20 protein-coding genes are annotated in these 24,137 nt (G+C 46.7%); 10 read left to right on the top strand and 10 right to left on the bottom strand.

Annotation, left to right across the window (positions count from 1 at the left end):
- Nucleotides 1-122: 122 nt before the first annotated feature.
- From BLS03_RS09830 to BLS03_RS09845, 4 genes are all read right to left on the bottom strand, one after another.
- Nucleotides 123-407 carry a hypothetical protein gene (locus tag BLS03_RS09830; protein ID WP_143015611.1) on the bottom strand — a complete coding sequence of 95 codons (285 nt, stop codon included), beginning with the start codon at nt 405-407 and terminating at the stop codon, nt 123-125.
- A 152-nt stretch (nt 408-559) separates the two neighbouring features.
- The gene (locus BLS03_RS09835) at nt 560-946 is read right to left on the bottom strand and encodes a cytochrome b562 (protein WP_093272903.1); all 387 of its coding nucleotides are present in this window, start codon (nt 944-946) and stop codon (nt 560-562) included.
- Nucleotides 947-1,094: 148 nt separating this feature from the next.
- Nucleotides 1,095-1,838, bottom strand: coding sequence for a phosphatase (locus tag BLS03_RS09840; protein WP_093272905.1), 744 nt, complete (start codon nt 1,836-1,838; stop codon nt 1,095-1,097).
- 50 nt (nt 1,839-1,888) lie between these two features.
- A complete protein-coding gene (locus BLS03_RS09845; protein ID WP_093272908.1) occupies nt 1,889-2,335 on the bottom strand; it encodes an SRPBCC family protein in 447 nt (148 codons plus the stop codon).
- A gap of 208 nt (nt 2,336-2,543) precedes the next feature.
- Between BLS03_RS09845 and BLS03_RS09850 the strand changes: the two genes are divergently transcribed.
- On the top strand, nt 2,544-5,411 hold the full coding sequence (locus BLS03_RS09850) for an HD domain-containing phosphohydrolase (protein ID WP_093272909.1): 2,868 nt from the start codon (nt 2,544-2,546) through the stop codon (nt 5,409-5,411).
- Between the two features lie 44 nt (nt 5,412-5,455).
- Here the strand turns inward: BLS03_RS09850 and BLS03_RS09855 are convergent, their stop codons facing one another.
- Complete coding sequence (locus BLS03_RS09855) at nt 5,456-7,648, bottom strand: TonB-dependent siderophore receptor (protein WP_093272912.1); 2,193 nt, start codon at nt 7,646-7,648, stop codon at nt 5,456-5,458.
- Nucleotides 7,649-7,750: 102 nt separating this feature from the next.
- Nucleotides 7,751-8,689, bottom strand: a complete 939-nt coding sequence (locus BLS03_RS09860) for an AraC family transcriptional regulator (protein ID WP_093273256.1) — start codon at nt 8,687-8,689, stop codon at nt 7,751-7,753.
- 496 nt (nt 8,690-9,185) lie between these two features.
- Between BLS03_RS09860 and zwf the strand changes: the two genes are divergently transcribed.
- From zwf to BLS03_RS09880, 4 genes are all read left to right on the top strand, one after another.
- Complete coding sequence (gene zwf / locus BLS03_RS09865) at nt 9,186-10,688, top strand: glucose-6-phosphate dehydrogenase (protein ID WP_176765576.1); 1,503 nt, start codon at nt 9,186-9,188, stop codon at nt 10,686-10,688.
- Nucleotides 10,685-11,404 carry a 6-phosphogluconolactonase gene (pgl, locus tag BLS03_RS09870; RefSeq protein ID WP_093272916.1) on the top strand — a complete coding sequence of 240 codons (720 nt, stop codon included), beginning with the start codon at nt 10,685-10,687 and terminating at the stop codon, nt 11,402-11,404. Before zwf ends, pgl begins: the two co-directional genes overlap by 4 nt.
- Nucleotides 11,405-11,427: 23 nt before the next feature.
- A complete protein-coding gene (gnd, locus tag BLS03_RS09875; RefSeq protein ID WP_093272917.1) occupies nt 11,428-12,876 on the top strand; it encodes a decarboxylating NADP(+)-dependent phosphogluconate dehydrogenase in 1,449 nt (482 codons plus the stop codon).
- A 206-nt stretch (nt 12,877-13,082) separates the two neighbouring features.
- Nucleotides 13,083-14,180 carry an alkene reductase gene (locus BLS03_RS09880; protein WP_093272919.1) on the top strand — a complete coding sequence of 366 codons (1,098 nt, stop codon included), beginning with the start codon at nt 13,083-13,085 and terminating at the stop codon, nt 14,178-14,180.
- A gap of 143 nt (nt 14,181-14,323) precedes the next feature.
- Here the strand turns inward: BLS03_RS09880 and BLS03_RS09885 are convergent, their stop codons facing one another.
- Nucleotides 14,324-15,205, bottom strand: coding sequence for a LysR family transcriptional regulator (locus BLS03_RS09885; RefSeq protein WP_093272921.1), 882 nt, complete (start codon nt 15,203-15,205; stop codon nt 14,324-14,326).
- A gap of 146 nt (nt 15,206-15,351) precedes the next feature.
- Nucleotides 15,352-17,088 (bottom strand): methyl-accepting chemotaxis protein, encoded by a 1,737-nt coding sequence (locus BLS03_RS09890; RefSeq protein ID WP_093272923.1) that lies wholly within the window; start codon nt 17,086-17,088, stop codon nt 15,352-15,354.
- 319 nt (nt 17,089-17,407) lie between these two features.
- Between BLS03_RS09890 and nfsA the strand changes: the two genes are divergently transcribed.
- Nucleotides 17,408-18,130 carry an oxygen-insensitive NADPH nitroreductase gene (gene nfsA / locus BLS03_RS09895; RefSeq protein ID WP_093272924.1) on the top strand — a complete coding sequence of 241 codons (723 nt, stop codon included), beginning with the start codon at nt 17,408-17,410 and terminating at the stop codon, nt 18,128-18,130.
- 107 nt (nt 18,131-18,237) lie between these two features.
- Here the strand turns inward: nfsA and BLS03_RS09900 are convergent, their stop codons facing one another.
- Complete coding sequence (locus BLS03_RS09900; protein ID WP_093272926.1) at nt 18,238-19,077, bottom strand: DUF6279 family lipoprotein; 840 nt, start codon at nt 19,075-19,077, stop codon at nt 18,238-18,240.
- Nucleotides 19,078-19,164: 87 nt separating this feature from the next.
- On the bottom strand, nt 19,165-20,877 hold the full coding sequence (locus BLS03_RS09905; protein WP_093272928.1) for an ABC transporter substrate-binding protein: 1,713 nt from the start codon (nt 20,875-20,877) through the stop codon (nt 19,165-19,167).
- A 91-nt stretch (nt 20,878-20,968) separates the two neighbouring features.
- On the opposite strand from BLS03_RS09905, the gene BLS03_RS09910 reads away from it, so the two are divergent.
- The 4 genes from BLS03_RS09910 to BLS03_RS09925 all read left to right on the top strand — a co-directional run bounded on the left by BLS03_RS09910 (nt 20,969) and on the right by BLS03_RS09925 (nt 24,088).
- Nucleotides 20,969-22,189, top strand: a complete 1,221-nt coding sequence (locus tag BLS03_RS09910; protein WP_093272930.1) for an MFS transporter — start codon at nt 20,969-20,971, stop codon at nt 22,187-22,189.
- 152 nt (nt 22,190-22,341) lie between these two features.
- On the top strand, nt 22,342-22,695 hold the full coding sequence (locus BLS03_RS09915) for a DUF3316 domain-containing protein (RefSeq protein ID WP_093272932.1): 354 nt from the start codon (nt 22,342-22,344) through the stop codon (nt 22,693-22,695).
- A 422-nt stretch (nt 22,696-23,117) separates the two neighbouring features.
- The gene (locus BLS03_RS09920; protein ID WP_245696648.1) at nt 23,118-23,255 is read left to right on the top strand and encodes a DUF3012 domain-containing protein; all 138 of its coding nucleotides are present in this window, start codon (nt 23,118-23,120) and stop codon (nt 23,253-23,255) included.
- A 281-nt stretch (nt 23,256-23,536) separates the two neighbouring features.
- Nucleotides 23,537-24,088, top strand: coding sequence for an MSHA operon transcriptional regulator (locus tag BLS03_RS09925; RefSeq protein ID WP_093272937.1), 552 nt, complete (start codon nt 23,537-23,539; stop codon nt 24,086-24,088).
- The last annotated feature ends 49 nt before the right edge of the window (nt 24,089-24,137 follow it).

Genomic DNA, 24,137 nt, shown 5'->3' on the forward strand with positions numbered 1-24,137 from the left:
TATTGTTTGTCTCGCAGCCCCTACTCGATCAAAAGAGCAAGGCGAGCCAACGCACCGACTCGACACCCAGTGAGGAGCGGCGAAACGTTAAGCTGACTTTATATTTTTTTATTTGAATGTTGTTAGGTCACAAGGAAAGGTGGCGGCGCTCGAGATACCGGCTGTTTGAATCGTTCAAATATCGCCACAAAGCCATAGTCGCTAAGCGAGATATAGTGGAAACGGCTGGTTGCTAATTGCGGAGAAACCGCTTGATAGTGAAAACTAGAAAAGTGTGCAAACGGACATGGCTTGCCGGTTTTTAGGTCGGGTTTCCCGTCGTCAATTTTGACCAGTTTCAACCCGTTGAGTGTACAAAGGTTTTCCCAAACATCTTGTACACTGCTGTGAGCATTGAGCACCGGCATAAAAAAAACCAGTGCCCAACAAAGCACACTGATTAACCATATTCCGCGATATAGCCGCGTCCGCGTGTGCATAATATGATGCACCAGAACGGGCTTGATGGCGGCGTGGTGGCGCCCTAATGTCATCAAGCCAAGCTTAGATTGAGAATGGATTAGCCAAACAACTTACTCCAGATACTTGGATTACGTTTGTCATGATACTCTTCACGCAGTTCATCTACGGTCCGTAGCGATTGCTTGGCTTGTTCGAGATCACCAGCATCGAGATGATTTTCGACATCATCAATCGCAACCGATAACTTGTTAAACCCTTCCAGATAAATATCTTGTTTTTCTGGCGGATAAACGCCTTGTTTCGCTTGCTCGACCAAATCATCGAGTTTTGCAATCGGTACCCGCATCTCATCGACACTACTTGCTGACGCCGCTTGTTTGAACTCCAAACGCATCTGCTTCATGGTCGCTTTTAAATCGATGCCCGTTGCCCAAGCTTGAGATGCACTCACCAGAATCAGCGCACTGAGTAACACTTTTTTCATCTGACATTGCCTTATTTAACAAATTTCAAAGCAGTGTAACGAGCTGACTGAGAAATGGAAACTACAATGTGTTTCAATTTCTCAGTCACTTGTCGCTATTGAGTGCAAAGACACACTGGCGCGCGAACCAAAGTCATCATTTCGGCGCTTAAAGCTTGGCAAACTCTTCTATATAGGCACGACCACGTAACTGAAGAAAATCGACAAACTGCTGGCAGGAATGGGAAATAACTTTGCTGCTATCGACGCCCACTTTATCTAGCAAATCACTCACCAGCGATAAATTACCGATATCATCGCGAAAATGTGCATCACTGCCCGTGGTGAAATAAACGCCTAGCTCTTTGCCAATACGAACGATCTCTTCGCAGCGCTCAACACTACCGACTCGGCTATTTCCGCGCAGCGAAGTGTTGTTAATTTCGATTGCAACATGATGTTTGGCTGCGGCGCTTAGCACGGTTTCAAAATCAAAGTCGAAATTCGGGTTCCCCAAGTGACCTAACGCATCGGCGCGGCCGTTTTCAATCACGCTCAGTAGCGCCTGGGTATGCGTCTGTTTATCGGCTGGAGCAAATACCGGCTCGTGAAAACTGGCGATCATCCAATCTAGGCGGCAATCCACCGACAACGGCAAATCCAACTCACCTTGAACGTTGAGAATGTTGGCTTCAACGCCACGTACAATCGCAACATCGTGCAAAAAACGGGGTAAGATTTTTTGGTTTGAAAAAAACCAGTAATGTGGCGCGCCGGGCATGGATTCCGAATGATCCGTCGTGCAAAACATGCTTAAGCCGCATTGCTGGGCGGCTTGCGCGTTTTCAATCAAAGTACTGTAGGCGTGGCCACTGGCGTATGTGTGGGTGTGAGTGTCGACCGCTAATTTCATGACAACCTTAGATTTAATATGATCGGACTCACATTGTAGCAAGTTCGACGCTATTCGTCTGTCTCGGCTAATTGCTTAATCATCGGCAGTGCTTTTTGCCAACCTTGATTAAACATAGTGACGAAGGCTTGGTCAGTCTGCACTTGCACATGCAAAACCACCCCTTGTGGGCTGGGCTCTAAGACAAACATCTCGCGCGAGCCAATCCATTTTCGCGCCATATCGGTGTCAATATCGATCTGATGTTCCGCACTGAAAACGCCAGTGTGGTGATATTCGATCACTTTATGAAATTCGATGCGATCCACCAGCGCTCGAGTGCCGCCAAAATCAGGATCAAAAAACGCGATTACCTCACCTTCAAACCAATCTCCTTCAAATTGTGAGCGCGGTGAAAACGCCGTTGCCCATTGACTATAACGTTCTATTTCCGTTAGAACGGCCCAGATCTTGGCTGGTGTCGCCTCGATTACGATTTGGTATTGCAGAGTCAACATGTCACCGATTCTCCCTGTTTACGGTGGTACTGGTTCCATAACCTTATCCAGACTAACCGGATTGCGCAAAAAAGCATCTTAAAACCACCAAAATGAGATCGCAGCGACGCTTTATGGCTGACTTCAAGTCCTTAAAAAAGCCTGCGATTTTTTTGCATACCCGCCACTTTGCCTAATACTTAAGTGACAATTGCTTGGTGGTCATGAAATGAAACAGCAGCGCTATTCGTTAAGTATTCACATCACAAACCTATTTCTGATGGTGACTATGGTCATCGGCAGTGTATTGATTGCTATTAGTTACCATTACGGTGAACTGATTCTCACCCAAAGTGCTAAAGAACTCAGTTTTGAGAACTCTCGTAAACTTGAATCTACGTTTCGTCAAAACGCCAGTCCCATTCTCACCAGTCTTGACTTCATTTCTCTGCATTCGGTTACCAGTCAGCGCAAGGCACCATTAAGTGAAACTCACCTTCTTGAAGCGATTCAACTCTCTTTTAGGCGCAATCCGAATTTAGCGTCGCTGTTTTACGCCAATCAACAAGGTGATCTCACCGTGTTTCGTCATCTTGCCAGTGATGAAAACCGCGCTTACTTTAAAGCGCCACCGCGCACCGATTTGATGATTCACCACACTCAAGTCGATGGCGAAAATCAGTACTACTTCTTTGACAAAAACTTACTCATGATCGGCTCGTTTCAGAACCAAGATAATCAATTTGACCCGCGCACTCGTCCGTGGTTTATCAATGCTCAAAACGATGGTGAAATCCGCCTTAGCCAACCGTACCTGTTTTATTTTCTCAAAACCCATGGCGTGACATTTTCACGTCGCAGCCAAAATGGGGAAGCCGTTGTCGGTGGCGATTTCACACTTGAGTCAATGTCAAACCAAATCAGTGATATCGCACGCTCCGACACCTCACGGCTGATACTGTTTGATAACCAATTTCGCGTCCTCACCCATCACAATGCCATGTTAAATGTCAGTGACGAGAACTTTTATCAAGCGTTGGAAGCCAGCCTGTTTAAACCCATTCTCAACCGTTCAACCTCTGAGCCTATCTACGAAACCGCCGAGCTTGATGGCTCGAAATGGTCGGTGACACTGACCCCGGTTCACCTCACCGACACGGTAAATTTATTGCTCGCCGAAGCGATGCCACAAAACATGCTGCTCGGCGCCTTAGTCGAAATGCGCAACACCCAAATTGGCGCCGCCATCGTGATGCTACTGCTAAGTTTCGCGCTGGTTTGGTGGGTAGCAAGACGCTTAACCAAACCACTGAATACCTTGGTTGACCTGAGTAGCAGTATCGCGCGCTTTGATTTCAAAAAGACTCGCTATCCAAAGAGCTTGATTCGTGAAGTCACCGATTTAGCTCAGTCGATTCAATTGATGGAGCACACGCTACACGACTTATTGCGCCTGCTACGCGAAACTGCCAGCAATGACGACTTTCATTTGCTCGCCAAAACGATTGCCCACCAAAGTTATTTAGTAACCAAAGCCGAAACCATTTTGCTGTTTACTTACTCTCCTACCAAGCAAACTTTCGACGTGGTAGCAAACCACGCAATAATTCCGTTTAAAATCGATCTTGGAGAACTTCTCAACTCCACCGCTTGGCTGATGACCAAACTCAAGCAAGGTGAAGAGGTTCATTTACAGCGCGATGAAAACGCGCTCAGCAAATATCGAGACATGCTTTACAACTCAGACTTATACCTGTTTCCACTGCTCAGCCGCGAAAAACAATTGGTGGGCGTGCTGCTGCTTGGTTACGAGCGAAAACTGACCAAACCACAAAGCGATAAGCACACATTTTTACACGAGCTACTCCGCTTTGCTGAAATCGCCAAAGAAAACATCGACCGTATGCAGCAACAAAAAGACATTTTTAATGCCTTTATTGAACTGATTGCTTCTGCCATCGATACTAAATCCCCATTTACTGGCAATCACTGCCAACGCATCCCGATTCTGACCGAAAAAATTGCTCAGGCCGCACAGCAGGATAAGCAGTACTACCCGAGCTTTACGATGACAGACGCTGAATGGGAAGAGCTGCGCCTCGCCGCTTGGCTGCACGACTGCGGCAAAGTCACCACACCAGAGTATGTCATCGATAAAGCGACCAAGCTGGAAACCATTTATGATCGGATTCATGAAGTTCGCATGCGTTTTGAGCTGCTGAAAGTTCAAGCAGAAAGCGATTATTGGCGTCAAGTGGCGGAAGGAAGCGACGCCAGCTTAGCCAAGAAAGAATTAATTGCAATTCAACAAAGTTTGGATGAGGAGTTTGCGTTTATCGCTGAGTGCAACAAAGGTGGCGAAGAAATGGATAGCAGTGCACAGGCTAAACTGCGCAACATCGCCAAACGGCAATGGAAACGCACTTTAGATGACCAGCTTGGAACCTCTTGGGTGGAGCAACAACGTGCGGGACCATCACAGCCCTTGCCGGTGATGGAAGATTTGCTCAGTGACAAACCAAGTCATCTGGTTGAATGGGATTATCAGCGCCTCGACGAGCAAGATGGCGAGTGCTTTAATCTCAAGCCCGGCCCCTACAAATACCACCGCGGAGAACTGCACAACTTATCGATTCGCCGCGGCACATTGAATGCCGAAGAACGCTTTATCATTAACGACCATATCATCCAAACCTACACTATGCTTAAACGCTTGCCGTTCCCAGATCACTTAACGAAAGTCCCGGAAATCGCCAGCAATCATCACGAGCGCATGGACGGTAAGGGTTACCCACGAGGGCTGCATGAAGAACAACTTTCCATTCCAGCTCGGGCGATGGCCATCGCTGACGTATTTGAAGCGCTCACCTCAAACGATCGGCCGTATAAAAAAGCCAAGAGCCTTGCCGAATCGCTCGACATCATGACCGATATGGCGACCTCAGGTCATATCGATCCCAAACTGTATTTGCTGTTTCTACAAAACAAAATCGACCAACAATACGCACAACTTTATCTTTGTGCGTCGCAATATGTCAGCGTAGACCGGGATGCCCATATACAACGCGTTAAAGACTATCTACGTCAGCAGTTTTAGCGCGCTTTGGCAAAAATAAAGCCGCTCGATTGAGCGGCTTATGCCTAGAATGCGTAATTCACATTGAGCTCCACACTGCGCTCTGCGCCATACCAACAATTGGTTTTGTCATAACAGGAGTAATACGTCTCATCAAACACGTTGTTGCCGCGCAGCATTACAGACGCGCCGGTCAGTGACTGCGCCAGATGACTTAAATCGTAATCCAGTGATACATCTACCACAGTGTAAGACGGAACTTTACCTTGCGTATTGGTTGCATCCATCTGCATCTCACCGACATAACGAGCGCCCGCTCCAAAACTGGCTCCGGCAAGAGCACCATCAAATAGCGAGTAATTCGCCCACGCGGTTGCGGCATGTTTTGGCACGTAAATCGGCGTGGTACCTTCGAGGTCATATTCGGAATCTTTACTGATTTCCATATCAGCGAAGGTGTAGGAGGCACTCAAATCCAGGTTGTCAGTGATAAACCACTTACCCTGCAGTTCAACACCTTGCGACGTTAGCTCACCAATTTGCAACTCGGGGTCTTGGTAATCAGCTGGGTTAATGACTAAGGCATCGCTTTTGACAATGCGATATACCGACAACGATGCGGTTTTCGACATATCTTGCGACTGATATTTCATCCCCACTTCGATTTGATTGCTGACTTCTGGTTTATATGCATCGCCATTGACGTCTTGCCCTGCGGTCGGTTCAAAACTGGTGGCAAAGCTGGCAAATGGCGCAAGCCCATTATCAAATTCGTATAAGGCGCCAACACGGTAAGAGAACTCACTTTGATCAGTATCGGTATTGCCGTTGACATTACTGTCCGCACTCGCGCTATAGTGATCCCAGCGACCACCGGCAAGCAATACCCACGCGCCATAACGGATTTGGTCTTGAGTATAAAAGCCAAGCTGCTCTACTTTGATATTGGTCTTCTCGTTATAAGTCTCGGTTAATGTACTTGGGTCAAGCAAATCATTATTCGGCGAGAAAATATTGAAGCTGTAGAAGCTACTGTTGGATGTGGAATACTCTTTATACGTTGAATCGCCGCTTAGGCGTTGATAATCAATACCAAACAGTAGGTTATGTTCAACCTCACCAAACTGAACTCGCCCAGAGAGCTGATTATCGACGGTCACACCAGTTGAGTTTTCATCGGTGCTGTAGATATTACGCGATAAGGTGCCTGTGGTATCGTCAAAGCCGCAGTATTCAACACCCGCATAGACATAACACTGATGATAGGTATTTTTCTGTTGCAGCGACGCATCCATGTAGCGAGTATTGGTGAGCCAAGTCCAATTATCGTTGAATTCATGGTTAATTTTAAAGCCCGCCAACCAAAATTCACGCTCAAATTGGCTCCAGTTAATATCCCCTGCGTAGGTCGATTTTGAAATCGACCCATTGGCATTGCTATACACAGATCCAGATGCCGGCAACGATGAGTTGATTCCCATCGCCGGATCGTTTTGATAATACAGGTTCACATTTAAAAGCGTGCGTTCGCTCAGTTGCCAATCAAGTGATGGCGCGAATACATAACGCTCTTCATCCATACCTTGAACTTGCGAGTCTTGCTTACGTGCTAAAGCAATGACGCGATATGCAAAATCACTGTCACCGATTTGACCGCTGCTATCAAGCGAGGCTTGCTTCAAATTACGTGAACCTGTGGTGACGCCTAGTTTGGTTTCGCGTTCCTTTTGCGGCGCTTTACCAATCATATTCACCATACCACCCGGTGGCATGGCACCGTACAACACCGACGTCGGGCCTTTAAATATTTCCACCTGCTCAAGGGCGATAGGATCAATTTGCGGCTGTAGGTTCCAGCCGGTGAGGTATTGCAGCACCAGTCCATCGTAGTAGCTCTGGTCGACTAAAAAGCCACGCACTCGAAATTGATCATACATGGTGACAGAGCTGCCTTTGTTTTCTGTCACCACACCTGGTGCATAACGTAAAATCTGATTAAGCGACTTGGCACCGCTCTGCTCTATCTGTTGGCGGTCAATCACGCTAATGCCTTGAGGAGTCTCTTCCGGCTCAAGCGAGGTTTTAGTCGCCGTGTTGCGGTACGCTTTGCCCAGCACAGTAATGGTTTCAGTACTTTGCCCATCCTGCACAGGTTGCGTGGTAGAATTGGCATCGCTAGCAAGCGCGCTACAAGAAAAACTGGTTAGCAAAGCCACTGCGATGGCTGAGCGTTGATAAGGAGAAGAAAAAGGGTTCATCCGCTACACCAAAAAAGTTAAATAATAATAAATATCATTTGCATTGTACTGGTGAATTTTGGCGAAAGTTAACAATTTGGTGCAAAGTGAGAGAAAACTCAGTTAAAACCTTACTTTTTCTATGGGAAGCCAATATTCCATCACAGAATCTTGTGCATCTCCTTGATAATCAGAGCGATAACGTTCTAACTCAAAACCGTCGATACCGCGATACCCCGATTGCGGTAGCCAGTTGAGCAAAAACCACAATAAGGTTTGCGGTAAGCCAGAGACTGGACCGCGATGTTTAACCACCGCATAAGTTTGCGTTGGTACCTGCAGCGTACTCAACGAAGCGCGAATTTGCTCTGCCAACGCCTTCCCTTCCAGCGCCTCAACTTGCTCTGAGTTGACGGCTGCCCAGTACACTAAGTTGCCTTGCCTACTTTCATCATCGGTCACATCAATCACGCCAAATTTGTCAACGCGCTGCAACGCAAATTGCGTCAACATCTGCTGCCAAAGTTTGGGCACTTTAAGCGCAAAGTCCGGCTGCTTGGCAAATAAGCCTTGGATCGGTGAGCTGATGCCATACAGAGTAAAGCTTTCTAAGCTTTCAACTCGTACCTCCACAAACAAATCATTCAGGGCAAAACATGCGTCGTCGGCGTGAGAAATCGCTATCGGTTTACGCAGACCAGTGCGCTGGCCCGCTTTACGATACGCCCTAGGACTGATGCCAAACATGTGGCGAAACGCGCGGCTAAAACTTATCTCAGAGCCAAAACCGAACTCAAATGCAATATCGATACTGCGTGCATTTGAATCGAGCAGTTGTTCTGCCGCCCCGCTAAGCTTTAGCTCGCGAATGTACTGTCCAACGCTGACACCAATTTCATTTTGAAACACTCTCTGGAGCTGCCAGCGAGACCAACAACTGCGCGCAGCAATGTCGTCGACCGCAAGGGGCAGATCGAGATGGGCGTGAATGTACTCGAGCACTTGGCTTATTCGACTAAAGGAGGAAGCTTTAGCTGGTGATGATGTGGCTTTAAGTGGCAAAAAATCAGTCCGAAAGTGAAAGCGTTGCACCAGTTTCTCACACTCGGTTTAGGAATAAAATACGAACTGGCTTCCAGTTTAAAACCACCCAAAATGCTTAGCGACGTTGAATTTGCCCCGGCAATGCGATATACCTTGCTACCGATAAAAAATCGCTAAGCACCAGCTTGGTGCTGGGTTTGCCTTCAAAATAACCATTAGTTGGTGTTATTTATAAAACCATCAACGGCAAGCCTTGATGATCGGCAATTTAATTTAAACGATTGCGGTTTCAATAGTTGATGTAAGTCAAATTGTGATAGACAATGTGAGGCCGTATTGAGACTTGTCTCTTATTTGCCGAACCAAGGATGTCGGTTTTGTCTATTAGACAAATAGCTAAGACCAATTATCCATAAATTTGTGACACTGCTACCGTTTCGTTCTCCCTACGGTTTGTGATGTGAAGTGCAAAACTGTAGCAGTTGATAAGTACCTCGTTCTTAAAGGAAAGATGATGGTAATACCAGAAAACAGCAGCATCGTGATTTTTGGTGCTTCGGGTGACTTAACCTACCGAAAGTTGATCCCTGCCTTATACCACCTCTATGCGAACAAACAGCTTCCAAAGTCATTTGCTATTCTGGGCGTGAGTCGTACTGAGTACAGTGACGAGTCCTATCGTGACAAGTTAAAACGTTCGCTGCAGGAAATGGAAAAAACCGAGCCGGAAACGCTTGATGCCTTTATTAATCATCTACATTACCAAGCGTTAAACACTTCCGATACTCAAGAATACGTTAAGCTGTCAAGCCGCCTCGATGAGCTCGCACAGCAATACAACTTCACCGAGCGCAATACCCTTTTCTATCTAGCCACACCGCCAAGCTTATACAGCATTATTCCAGCAAGCCTTGCTGCCCAAGGGTTGAACAGCGAAGACGATGGCTGGAAACGCCTGATCATCGAAAAACCGTTTGGTTATGATCTCGCCTCAGCTCGTAAGCTTGATACAGAAATTCACGAGCACTTCCAAGAGCATCAAATCTATCGCATTGACCACTACTTGGGTAAAGAAACCGTGCAAAACCTGTTGGTTCTGCGCTTTTCAAATGCGATGTTTGAACCGCTTTGGAACCGCAACTACATCTCTTATGTTGAGATCACTGGCGCCGAATTCTTGGGTGTTGAAGAGCGTGGTGGTTACTACGATAACTCTGGCGCGGTTCGCGACATGTTCCAAAACCACTTATTGCAAGTGCTTGCGATGGTTGGCATGGAGCCGCCGGCGCAAATCAACGCTGACTCGATGCGTGACGAAGTGGTCAAAGTGCTGCAATGCCTAAAACCGCTTGAAGAACACGATCTGCGCAACAATCTCGTTATGGGCCAATACACAGGTTCGGACGTGCGCGGCGAGTTCCTACCAGGTTACCGTGAAGAGCACGGCGTTGCCGAAGAGTCTCGCACTGAAACCTATGTGGGTCTCAAAGCTTACATCAATAACTGGCGTTGGAATGGCGTGCCATTTTATGTGCGCACAGGCAAACGTCTACCAACCCGTGTCACCGAAGTGGTCATTCACTTTAAAGAAACGCCACACCCAGTATTTGGTCAAAATGCGCCAGAGAATAAATTGATCATACGAATTCAACCGGACGAAGGTATTCAGATTAGCTTTGGATTGAAAGAGCCGGGCGCGGGCTTTAATGCCAAGGAAGTAAAAATGGACTTCCACTACGCATCGCTTAAAGAAACCCAAATGCTGACCGCATATGAGCGTTTATTGCTTGATGCGCTTAATGGTGATGCAACTTTGTTCGCTCGCAGCGACGCTGTAGAAGCATGTTGGCAATACGTTCAGCCGATTCTCGATTTTAAGCAAGACCCGCAATCTCTGTTTGGGTACGCTTGTGGTACATGGGGACCAAAAGAGTCCGATCAGTTACTAGAACGTGATGGTCGCGCTTGGCGGTTCCCCTGCAAGAACTTAACCGACACGGATTACTGCGAACTATGATCAATCACAAGATTTACCAATCACCAGAACAAGTAGTGGCGAGCCTCGCTAACGATATGCGCGCATACAGCAAACGTAAAAAGCCAGCGCACATTTCTTTATCTGGTGGTAGTACACCAAAAATGCTGTTCAAACTGCTTGCCAGCGAAGAGTACGCAACCTCAATCAAATGGAGCAATCTGCACTTTTGGTGGGGCGATGAACGTTGTGTTGCCCCCGATGACGCAGAAAGCAACTACGGCGAAGCCAATGCCCTGCTCTTTAGTCAAATCGACATTCCAGCGCATAATATTCACCGCATTTTAGGTGAAAACGAGCCAGAACAAGAAGCCGCGCGCTTTGCTAAAGAAATGGCCGACGTGATTCCTTGCGATGAAGACGGCACGCCTGTGTTTGATTGGATTTTGCTTGGTGTGGGTGCTGACGGCCATACTGCGTCGCTGTTCCCTGGCAAAACCGACTATCAAGATCCAAACTTGTCTCTAGTGGCAAGCCACCCAGAGTCAGGTCAGTTACGCGTGTCAAAAACCGCAAAAGTCTTGGAAGCGGCGAAACGCATCAGTTATCTCGTTCTTGGCGAAGGTAAAGCCGAGATCGTTTACGAAATTAATACCACCCCTGAAGGCGAGCTGCCATACCCAGCCGCTAAGATTCAGTCAGCCAAAGGCTTGACTGAGTGGTACTTAGATTCACACGCAGCAAGTAAGATTGCCTAAAAGAGTTAATGGAGAACAACATAATGAAAGGTGATATCGGTGTTATTGGCCTAGCGGTAATGGGTCAAAACCTTATCCTAAACATGAACGACCACGGCTTTAAAGTGGTTGCTCACAACCGTACTGCTGCGAAAGTAGACGAGTTCCTAGAAGGCCCAGCGAAAGGCACCAACATCGTTGGCGCATACTCACTTGAAGAGTTGGTTGAGAAACTAGAGAAACCTCGCAAAGTGATGCTAATGGTGCGTGCTGGTACGGTTGTCGACACTTTCATCGAAAACCTTGTTCCACTATTGGACAAAGGCGACATCATCATTGATGGCGGTAACACCAACTACCCAGACACCAACCGTCGCGTTGCTGCGCTGCGTGAAAAAGGCATTCACTTCATAGGTACGGGTGTATCTGGTGGTGAAGAAGGTGCACGTTTTGGACCTTCAATCATGCCTGGCGGCGCTGCAGAAGCTTGGGAAGCGGTTAAACCTATCTTCCAAGGCATCTCAGCAAAAACTGACGCAGGTGAACCTTGCTGTGACTGGGTAGGTAACGATGGCGCAGGCCACTTCGTGAAAATGGTTCACAATGGTATCGAATACGGCGATATGCAGCTGATCACTGAAGCTTACCAGTTCATGAAAGACGGTCTTGGTATGTCTGCAGATGAAATGCAAGCGGTGTTTGCTGATTGGAACCAGACTGAGCTAAATAGTTACCTAGTTGAAATCACAGCTGACATCCTTGGCTACAAAGACGAAGATGGCGAGCCATTGGTTGAGAAAATCCTTGATACTGCTGGCCAAAAAGGTACCGGTAAATGGACTGGCATCAACGCGTTGGATCTTGGTATTCCACTAACGCTTATCTCTGAATCTGTATTCTCACGTTGCCTATCTGCGCTGAAAGACCAACGTGTTGCTGCACAAAGCTTGTTTGGTAAAACCATCACTCCAGTTGAAGGCGACAAGCAAGAATGGGTTGACGCGCTACGCCAAGCTCTGCTGGCTTCTAAGATCATCTCTTACGCACAAGGCTTCATGCTGATGCGTGAAGCGTCAAACGAAAACGGCTGGGATCTTAACTATGGTAACGTTGCTCTAATGTGGCGCGGCGGCTGTATCATTCGTTCAGCTTTCCTTGGCAACATTCGTGATGCGTTTGAGAAAGATGCCAACTTGGCATTCCTAGGCAGCGATGACTACTTCAAAGGCATCCTAACTGGTAGCCTAGCGGCATGGCGTAAAGTTGCTGCTAAATCGCTGGAAACCGGCATTCCAATGCCTTGTACCACTTCAGCGCTAACTTTCCTTGACGGTTACACCACTGCGCGTCTTCCAGCTAACTTGCTGCAAGCACAACGTGACTACTTCGGCGCGCATACTTATGAGCGTATCGACCGTGAACGTGGTGAGTTCTTCCACACCAACTGGACAGGTACTGGCGGCGACACTGCGTCAACCACCTACGACGTATAAGTTACGATTCATGATGATAAAAGGCGCTTTGAGCGCCTTTTTTATTGCCAAGACATCGCCTTTCTTTCCCCTTGCCACCCTATTTTTCGTGTCATCGGCTACGGTTTATTGTTGTTATTTTCACAAAAGATATTTGTCATTATACCTATTAAAAGCAAATAAATTCCTGAGTACACTGGGCGCATATCAAAACAAGGATTCTCCCGATGAACAACGCGCTACTTAATCCAATTCAGTTAGGCTCTCTAACTCTTAATAACCGTATCGTCATGCCGCCAATGACGCGCTCTCGTGCCTCACAGCCAGGTGATGTAGCGAACGATATTATGGCAACCTATTACGCGCAGCGTGCCAGCGCTGGGCTGATTGTGGCGGAAGGTACTCAAATCTCAGCGATGGGTAAAGGCTACGCTTGGACGCCAGGTATTTACAGCCAAGAGCAGATTCAAGGCTGGAAAAAAACCACCGACGCGGTACACCAACAAGGCGGGGTTATTTTTGCGCAGTTGTGGCATGTCGGTCGTGTGACCCATCCTGACAATATCGGTGGTGAGCAGCCAATTTCATCCTCGGCAATCAGAGCTGAGAATGTCAAAGTCTTCGTAGATAACGGCACTAACGCACCTGGTTTTGTGGACGTGGTTGAACCAAGAGCCATGACACACGAAGATATTGGGCAAGTACTCAAGGAGTATCACCAAGCCGCGCTTAACGCGATTGAGGCCGGTTTTGACGGCATTGAACTACACGCCGCAAATGGCTACTTGGTGAATCAATTCATCGATTCCGAGTCCAATCACCGCACCGATGAATATGGTGGCAGCTTGGAAAACCGCCTGCGCTTTTTAGATCAAGTCGTCGCAACCTTGATTGACGCAATTGGCGCAGACCGCGTAGGCGTGCGTTTAGCGCCGCTAACCACGCTAAATGGCACCGTCGATGCCAATCCGATTGAGACTTACACTGCGGCGGCAAAACTGCTCAATAAACACAATATTGTCTATCTGCACATTGCCGAAGTGGATTGGGATGACGCTCCGGATACGCCGGTGGAATTTAAGAAAGCGCTACGCGAAGCGTTTTCAAATGTGCTGATTTATGCTGGACGTTATAAACCACAAACCGGCCATCAAGCCATCGAAGACGGCTTGGCAGACATGATAGGCTTTGGTCGCCCATTTGTCGCCAACCCAGATTTGCCGTCGCGTATCGCCCACGGCTATCCGTTTGCCGAGCACGATCCAAACACGCTGTTTGGCGGCGCTGAACAAGGCCTCACCGATTACCCTGTATATCAAAAATAACGCGCCTGCGTAAAAAATCACGCTGCGAAGTGATCATCCCAATAACGCCACGCAAATACGTGGCGTTATTATTTTCTCGATTTGAAATATTGTAACGATTTAAAATGTTATAACCAATTGACATGTTATAACGGATTGACATGCTATAAGGTGAGCCGCGGCTGAATAAAATCGATGAACGCCGAAATCCGTTTGGCCACTAACGACGATTTGTAATACACAGCGGTAACTTGCTCGCGGTTGCTGCCCGAAATTTTGTACTGTTGCAAAACCTCCACCAGCGCGCCCATTTGCAGATCTTCGCGAAGCATAAACGCGGACAGACACGTAATCCCATTGCCAGCAAGCGCCAACTGACGCACCGTTTCGCCGTTGCTGGTTTTGAGCGTCGGTGCAACATAGTTATCACCGTCAAGCGGCCATTCATTGAGCGCTTTGGAACCGATAAAACCGATAATGTCATGTTCGGCAAGATCCGATTTGCACTTTGGAATGCCTCTTTGCGCGAGGTATTCTGGCGAAGCCACCATAAACAATTCACTGCGACCCAACGCCCTAGCATGCAATGTTGAATCGCTCAGCCCGCCAATACGAATTGCCACATCAACACGCTTTTCAAGTAAATCGACGTACCCTTCGTTGGACGACAACTCAAGTTCAATTTCCGGAAACGCGCGGCGAAAGTCGGCAATCAGCGGCACCAACTGATGAAAAATAAATGGACTGGCAGCGTCGACTCGCAACTTACCGCGAGGCATTTCGCCATGGCTGCGTACATCATTCTCAGCGCTTTGCAACATGGCTAGGCCGCTACGAATTTGTTCGACAAACTGCCGCCCTTCTTCAGTCAGTTCTACACGCCTTGTGGTGCGGTTAAGTAACGTCACACCAAGCAGAGTTTCTAATTTACTGACTGCGCGCGAGACTCGTGCCACTTGAATATTAAGTGCTTCTGCAGCCGCGGAAAAACCGCCGCTGTCGACCACAGTAAGCAAAATTTCTAAATCGTCTGAACGCGTTAGCATCGCTAAGCTCCAAAAAAATTTTTTTGACTATAACAAAAACACCCGCTCGAGAGCGAAACAGCGCCAAACTTAGTATTACTAATCAAGACAGCAAAAAGGGAGCATCATGCTCCCTTTGTTTATGTTCTCAACAATAAGTGGCTAATTTACTGCACTTTGAATCTGCTCACTACAGAAGAAAGATCTTGCGATGTCTCTTTTAGCTCGCCGCTTACAGTGGTGGTTTGCGATGCGTTTTCGTTGAGCTGACGAATGATCTCTTGAATCGCCACCATGTTGCGACTCACCTCTTCGGTTACCTGACGCTGTTCTAGCGCCGAGGTTGCCATTAGCGAGTTCAAATCGTTGATCTCAGCCACAGAGTCAGTAACGATATTTAGCGAATCCATCACCTTGTTGGTGTGCTCTGCGGTGTTTTCACAGCGGTTGCGAGTCGATTCCATATCATTAACCACGTTTTCTGCTGTGAGACGCAGTTTCTCAATGATTTCGTTAATCTGCGAAGTGCTTTGCTGGGTACGAGCGGCCAGAGCGCGAACCTCGTCCGCAACGACCGCAAAACCACGACCTTGATCGCCAGCACGCGCCGCTTCAATCGCCGCATTCAGTGCCAGCAGGTTGGTTTGCTCAGCAATTTCACCAATAACTTGAAGCACGGAGCCGATTTCTTGAGTATCGCGGTTCATTTCACCAATCGTGCCCGACATCGCGACCACTTGATCCACGAGTGCGTTAACACTGTTCACCGCATCAGTCACCGTGTGTTTTGACTCTTCTGCATTGCGGTTAGTGCGCTCGGTCAGGGTCGCTGCATCACCAGCGCTTTGCTCGACAGAACTTGCCGACGCGCTCATTTCTTCAATCGCGGTGATCGCTTGCTCAGTCTCTAGAGTATGACGCTCAAGCGTTTTAGCATTGGATTGTGATTGCTGATTCAGTTCCTGAATCGCGTTATCAATCTGTTTCGATGACTCCGAAACCTCGATAAACATGGTTTGCAGTTTTTCAATGAACAGGTTGATTGAGTTGGAAATCTGGCCAATTTCGTCTTTGCTGTCTACCGCCAAGCGCTGAGTCAAATCGCCGTTACCTTGTGACAAATCGCCAACCAGAGAATTCAAACGAGCCAGTGGCTTAAATGCAATATGCAGTAACACCACACTGATGCCGATAACCAGCGCTGCACACACCAACAAAGCAAGAGTGATCTTCCAGTTAATTTTGTCGGTGTTATTTTGAATGCTGTCACGGTCGATGTAACCCGTCAGTTGCCAATCTTGACCCGCAAAGTCCATATGACGTTCAACTGGAATCAAGTTATCACCATGCTTATTGGAGAAAATAACTTTATCACCCGCCAGAAGCTCTGCGTAGCTGCCTTCTAACGCGTAATCGTTGATGACTTTAACCAGATCCGATAAATCCATAACGAAAAAGTCGACCGATTCATCGATACGCTTGATGGAAATAGTCACTAGCTGTTTATCATCAACATCCTGAACAGGGCTTACCACCATATCGCTGCCAATGTTCTCAGCTTTATCTATGTAAGGCTGTGCGGGACCATCTTCCATAGTACCGGTTTCGTCAAATGCGTAACCGTTAATCACTTTTACTACTTTCGCAAACCCAGAGTTTTCTTGAGTTTCCGCAACGTCCATCATACTAAAGTTCAAACTGCTCGCGAGAGACAATTTAGACTCAAGTTCGGTTTCAAGCTTTTTATGTAACAGATTGATATTATGAGTAATACTCTTAGAATCAGACTGGTAAATATAATTGCTGATGAAGTGGTTTACACTAAAATAAGAAACAAGAATCGTAATAAAGATAATCGCAACGATTAACGATAATAGCTTGTTTTTGAAGGACAAATTGGCCATAACACTTTACATCCTTAAAAAGTGACTTTTAAGTTACGCTGCAAATAACAGCGAAAAAAGAATAAAAATAAACGTAAACGCTTTTATTTTCTCAATGCTCAATAGTAAGGCGGTAGTTCTTTCGTTTCAATTAAAACCAATCATTCTCATTTATTAAATTTATAAACTCAGACAAATCTACAACTTAAGAATTGTAAGGCAGTAATTTATATTGAAGACGTCAATCTTGGCACGGAACAATATCAAGAGTATCGACAGCGCTATGGTTTATGGTTATGGTTTTAAACTTGGTTCACCTTAACAAATGAGTCCTTTAACGATGAATTCGGTTATCGACACGATCTTGTCTCATCGCTCTATTCGCCAGTTCACAGAGCAACCTATCGAAAAGCAGCAACTTGATGCCATTCTTCAATCCGGTATCGCCGCCTCTTCTTCCAGCCTTTTACAGGTGGTGAGCGTTATTCGCGTCACCGACCCGAAAAAGCGCCAAGCGCTGGCCAAATACGCGGGTAATCAGCCTTATGTCGAAAGCGCGGCAGAGTTTTTGGTGTTTTGTATCGATTACCAACGCCATTATCAAATGAACCCGCAAGTGAAGCCCGAGTTTGCCGAACTCACTTTAATCGGCGCTGCCGATGCGGGAATTATGGCGCAAAACTGTTTGTTGGCGGCGGAATCACTTGGGCTTGGCGGCGTGTATATTGGTGGCCTGCGTAACTGCGCCAAAGAGGTTGATGAACTGCTTGAACTGCCACCTTACACAGCGGTGTTGTTCGGTATGTGTTTAGGCCATCCCGCTCAGCAGCCGGATCTCAAACCGCGTTTACCGGCTGACGTCATCGTACATGAAAACAGCTACCAGCCATTTCAGGCTCAGCAAATTTCTGACTACGATGCCAAAATGCACGCTTATTATGCCAATCGCTCGAGTAATCAAAAGCAAAGCACATGGTCGCAAGAGGTGACCACCAAGCTGTCTGGTGAGTCACGACCACATATCATGGGCTATCTCAATGGCAAAGGGTTGAACAAAAAGTAGCGCCCGCAGCCGTAATCTATCAGCCACAAACCTCATCATCCAGACGGTTGCGAGCTGACAATAAAAAAGCCGCATTAGCGGCTTTTTTATTGTCGATGCGAAAGTCATTACTCGCTGTCGATGACTTCCAATGCCATCTCTTTCCAGTCCTTTAGCTCGCTGCGCACATGCTCAGTTTGCTTTGGCGTCATGGCACGAATGATATCCACCAAGTAACGCGCACTGAGCGCTTGGTTATAGGCGTTCTTGGTTTTGAGCTCAGCGGAAAAAAACGATTCAGGCTCAAGCAGCATGGTTTCAAATTGGCGGCTGAAATAATCGTGGTCTAAGCGCCTTGCCAGCAGCGTCTTCAATTCGATTCGCATTCGAGTTTGCTGGTCTATCCATTCCGGCTTGGTCACCTTCATTTCGCTTTGCCACTCCTTGAGTAATTGGCGCTGTTTATCGGTAAGCTCGCCTAGCCAATCTTCAAGATTGTCACTGATTTGTTCGTAGTAGTATTTGCGAATTTGCTCGTCACTCATCGGCACAAATTTTTGTTTGAATTTACTGTGGCGCTGGCGTACCGAACTCATCAATTCATCCACTTGCTTATCACTCATTAAAGCGGTGATGCGTTCAATGTCAGGTTCGGCTTTACGCAGTAAGTTTTGCGTATATGAAGCGATAATACGACGCTGGCGATGAAACTCTTCCAGGCTAAACTGGCTAGGGTCCATTGTCAGTAGTTGATCAATGTGCGCGACATATTTGGGAATTTCGACCTGGCGATGCCATTGACTGAGATGAGCAACACTGTCACTGATCATCTGCTCTTGCTGATCGGTCAGATCAACGTAATCTTCTAGGTAATCAATCACAAACCAATCAATGTTACGATAGATAAACTGTGTGCTACACCCAACCAAGGCGACACACAGTATCAGTAATCCCAGCCATTTTTTCATTGCTACTCCCAAGCTTATCGCCTAATGCCGCTGTGTTATTTGCGTCCATACTCAATGTTTTGTATGACATTTTTGCTTAAAAGTTCATCATCTTGTGTCACGTTTTATCACCACATCACAAAAATCAATCCAACCATTCGCCAGTAATTCTGTCACACTGACTCGCGATGAGAAATGCAAATGCTGCTTGACGTGAAATAGCGGCGCGTAAACAAAATCTTGCTGCAACAAACCTTCACAACCCTGCAGTTGCGCGATTCGCTGTGACTCACTATCGGCCTCAAGCGCCTTGAACACGGCAAGGTGCAAGCGCCGTTTTTGCTCGGGCAATAAACAGGAATCCAGTGCTCGACTGCCCATCAACCAACTGAGTAAAGACAACTCGATGTCATCACTTAACACTTCACCACTGATAATAATATCGGCTTGTTGTTGGATTTCTGTACGTTCAAATTGGGGAAACTCTTCCACTCGATAGCGGCAAGGCAGCCCAAGTTTGGTGAGCATTTGCGCATAATATTTAGCAAGATCGACGTGTTGGTAGAGTTGATAGGTTAAGATCACTAGCGGTTCATCGAGCTTTGGCAGCATATCGATAAGCGCTTTGGCTCGCTCGAAATCAGCGCTAGGGACACAGCCGGGCTGCCCTGCCATACTTGCTGCGCCCGCCACTTCCTGATCAATAATTTGGGGTGGCAGACCAAGCGCAAGCAACGCTTCAACTAAAGTATTGCGGTTGGCCAACACCGCAAGCCAAGCGCGCCTGTTGGCGTTAATCAGCAAATATTCGGCCCCTTTCTCCCACTGCTGTTGCAAACTGGCACTGGATTGATTGGTTAAATGTTGATATTGAAGGTTATAGATGTCGCTGTGCAGCTCAAACTGTTTGGCGTGATCGCCCACATTCCAGATATCAACGCCATCAATCCAAGGGCGATGACCGTGGTAATGCGGGAAAACGGCCAAGCGCGTACACCACTTCGTTTGTTCTACCAGCTCAAACGGCCCACTACCGAGCACTTTTTCTTCCGTTAACTTACTGATCCCCATTGGATCTTTGCTAATTAATTTGGCCAGTAGCGATGCCATCTTTGCGCTTTGAATCCGCAAAGTATAATCATCCAGCGCATCAAAACCGTCGATAAAGCGATACAACTGGGCGTTCGCCCCCTCACTTGCTAGCAAGCGCTGAAAATGTGCGACGACATCGCCAGCCAGTATTGCGCTGCCATCATGAAAACGCAGACCTTTACGCAGCGTAATGGTCAGAGTATCCCCTTGAATCGTCCAAGAATGAGCAAGATCCCCCACCAATTGGCCAGACTTTTCATCCCATTTAAGCAATGTGGCGTACAAATAACTCGCAATATGTTGCTCGGTGCGACGAGTAATACCAATGGCATCTAGGTCGTGAGTGCCACGATAAAACGGCACCTGCAAAATATCTCGCTGGTGATCCTCGGTTTGATAACGGGCCATATATTGGCTCAATAGCTGAGATTTTTGCTGCTCTTCCACCAGCGCCAGAGCCTGAGACACTTTGTTGCTGTCCAACCACAGATACGCCTGCTCCTCAAGCATACGGTGAACATCTTTAAGCAAAGTAACACTGGGGTAATGACCGCGACCGACACCGGCTTGCCAAGTGATGATGTTTTCTGCCACTAGCCGCTTAATCACAAATTGCGCATTGCGCTTGGTGCAGGACAGCGCCTCACTCAGTTGATCCAATGACACCGAAGTGGGAATACCAAGCACGCAATATTTGGCCAAAAACTTCAGTGCTAACCAATATTTCATAAAGGTGAAATCCTTAAATTATATTTCTATTTTTCTTCATCTTTTAGTCGAGATAATAACCTCAAGCTTTCGCGATGAAAAAGGAAAAAAGATGACAACGTTAAGCTCGACCGCCCCTTCTATCTGGAAAAATCACGCATTTTCGGTACTGTTTAGCACCGCGCTGTTTGCCGATTTCAGCGGTAAAATCTACGATTTAGCTCTACCGCTACTGGTATTTGATTTAACCCACTCTTCACAATGGATGGGTTGGATGCGCGCGGTGGAATTTCTGCCCAATTTGCTATTGGCGCTGTTTATTGGTGTCTGGGTCGATAAAAGTGATAAAAAACGCTGGTCACAATGGATGTTGATTGGTCAATTCACGACTCTCATTACGGCTTATCTTGCCGTTGAACATTTGGCAAAGCCGCTTGTGGTGCTGTTTCCCTGTGCTTTTTTGATGATGGCGTTTAACTACGGTTATCAAAATGCGCGCATGTCGATTCTTAAACACGCTTTGCCACAACAAATGCAAAATCTGGCGACCGCACGGATCAGTTCGTTATATAGCATCATGGAAACCATTGGTCCGGTACTGTCTGGCGCGATTTTAATGCTGTCTGCCATTCATCACGTATTTGTACTCTGTGCCGCTCTATTATTGCTGTCTTTTTGGCGCCTGCACCGTTTGTCCTATCAGGAAAACGCCGCGATATTGAGCAATCAAAAAGCGCCGGTGTTAAAGCAAATCGCTCAAGGTTGGCAGCTCTGGTATCAAGAGAAAAATATGCGTTTGATTACCTACGCCGTGATGGTAATCAATACCACTGGCGCGGTATTTTGGATTCAAGCGATTTACTTTGCCAAAGCCGATCTGGCATTAGACTCACTGCAAGTCAGTTACTTGGTTGCCGCTTCGGGTATTGGCGGTCTGCTAGGCGCGTTCAGCGCGGAAAAGATTCGCGCTAAAATTGGCTTAGGGCGGCTACTTATCGGCTCAATCGTATTGGAATCCTTGGGTTTTCTTTTCCCAGCCCTGTATTCCCATCTCTTTGCTTTGGCAGCCTCGCTGTTTTGGATATCGAGTATTGGCTTATACAGCAACATTTGCATTTGGAGCTACCGCCAAGAAGCGTTTGAATCGCAGCACATTGGCAAAGTTGCGGGCATTACCGGGTCACTATTTAAGCTGTTGATGCCATTTGGTCTCGCCGCCTCTGGCTACCTTGTCAGCGATTTGGGACTGACGAGCGTGTTTATCACCTGCTGCGTTGTACAATTGCTCACCGGGCTCACATTATGTTTTACCCGCGTTGCCAAAATCGCTTAGCCCGTAGATGTCTTCTGTTCTTTCTCCGATACCAGATAACAAATGTTAAAAAATTGGACGTAAAACTGGAGTTTTTTTAACACAGGCTAACTGACCTCTTACATGAATTTGCGTAGTCTGAAAGTGAAAGCCAACCACGAAAGGAGTTGATTATGAAAACATTTATTCTTCTTAGTAGCGCTTCAGTACTTGCGGTTAGCGCGCCAGTTTTAGCAGCACCACAAACACAGTACTCTGCAACGACTTTCCAAACTCAGTCGTACTCAGATAAAAATATGGCCTACCAAGCCGGGCATAAGATGATGAATAAATTCTCCAATATGTCCGCTCAGCAACTGCGCGAAGAGTTGCCGATACTCGAACCGGAATTGGATCAAAACAGCGTCGATATCAAAGACATGAACCTGCAAGTGCAAAAAGTAGCGCTTGAATCAGGGAAAATCCAATATCGTGCGATAGTTGATGTCGATTACAACTACACTTACAACCGTGGTGGAGATAGCTAACCGACAGAGACTATTCTGATAGAAAGTTATCTTCTGATAGACAGTAAAACTCCCCCATTACATCCTTTACCACCTCAACTGAGGTGGTTTTTTTTTTGCAAAACAGCGCCACTGCAAAGCTAGCAATCAAGTCACGAATCGGCGTAAAAATCCCTTACTACTGGCAATATTCATGGTCAAAATGTCGTTCTATTTCCATGTTAATTCGCGACATTACTGAAGTTACCAAATCGCTTCGAGTCACTTCAAATTAATTGCCAACACCCAGTTACCATGGTCACAGCTTGCTTTACCAGAACCACCTTGCTAACAAAATTCACATTATTCTGAAATTGCTAACACTTATACTGATAAAGTGCGCGTCAATTAACAGTATTAATCTAAAGGGTTTGGGAGCATATCGAATGAGAAGTTGGATTGTCATGGCATTGGTTGGCTTTGCTTTAGCGGGATGTACTGAGGTAGGCAGCAAAGAGTGGTGTCAAGATATGAAAGAAAAACCGAAAGGCGATTGGACGGCCAATCAAGCAACCGATTTTGCCAAACACTGCATCTTTTAGCTCATCCCATCGATTTTAGGTTTATTAATCGAATAAAAGACGGTAATTTACGCCCTTCGCGCCCAGACGTTAAATGACATTTATAACAGTAACGTTGGGTTAGCTAGGGTTGTAACCAAACCAAATGGTTGAATTCATTACAACAAGCCCAAATATTGAGCAAGGCTATCGTGAAGAGCGCGATAATTGCCGAATATCTCGTCGATTTGACCAGAATTCACAACCTGAGTTCGAACGTGAATCGTGATGTCTAAGACCGAATAACATTTGTGTATTGATCAATGGACCAAGATAAATTTACCAATATCTACCGCTTGCCCAACGCCTTTCAAGTGCGTATTGGTCAGTGGCAAAAAACGTTAAAAGGCACGTCGGATATTGTGCTGCACCAAGCATTGCAGGCACGTAATCAATATTTCCGTCAGTCCAAAAACATGTTTCCAGCCGGTTGGTCGGTGGCGCTGTTCGATGAAAAAGATATTTCCATAACTCAACATGGTAAATACATTCAGACCGCAATGCGTACCATGCTGGATCGCAAAGTCTCCTACAAACGGGTTTACCTCTCGCGAGTCCCGCTAGAGCAGGCACTACCCGCATTGGTGAAATATAAGCAAGAGTGGCTCAGCAAACACAATCGTGTTGCTCGCAAATATAACCAAATCAAAAAGAAAGAGTTTATGCGTTACGCTTTAGAAGAGCAGGAAACCATCTATCCCTCTATTCCTAAAGGCGAGTTTGATAAAGCGTTATGGAATCGTTTGGTGATCTCCGAAGTGGGGCCGGCCAAAAAATTCGACAATCCGTACTTTGTTAAAAAAGCGGTATTCTAATCATGCGCCAGCACTTGGCTGGCGTTTTGGTATTTCGCTCTTTTAAACT

Source organism: Vibrio xiamenensis (genome assembly GCF_900100015.1).
Classification (GTDB): Bacteria; Pseudomonadota; Gammaproteobacteria; order Enterobacterales; family Vibrionaceae; genus Vibrio; species Vibrio xiamenensis.